1 pseudogene is annotated in these 244 nt (G+C 52.5%); it reads right to left on the bottom strand.

Annotation, left to right across the window (positions count from 1 at the left end):
- A pseudogene (locus tag ACGF5R_RS24905) lies at positions 1-244 on the bottom strand (ATP-binding protein); the annotation flags it as partial.

Raw genomic sequence — 244 nt, 5'->3', positions numbered from 1 at the left:
CTTCGGCTTTAGCTGCGCCATCATCTTCAGCCTCGCTGTCAAGTTCCTGCAATCTTCCAGTAATGCGCACAGTTGTGACGGTGTTGAACTGGGGCGCGTTACGTCCCAGTGTGACTGTTTAACGTCAATTGGCGTCTGCACAAGAATGACAGGATACATATCTTCCGTTGTTGACCAGTCACGCGGGGAGTAAACCCGCGCTTCTGCATCGGTCTTGTGTTTGAGCGCGTCAATGACTAACGCC

Source organism: Photorhabdus sp. RM71S (assembly GCF_042879355.1).
Taxonomy (GTDB): domain Bacteria; phylum Pseudomonadota; class Gammaproteobacteria; order Enterobacterales; family Enterobacteriaceae; genus Photorhabdus; species Photorhabdus kayaii.
Note: the sequence above shows the minus strand (reverse complement) of the source record. Positions and strands in the feature narration are given on the sequence as shown.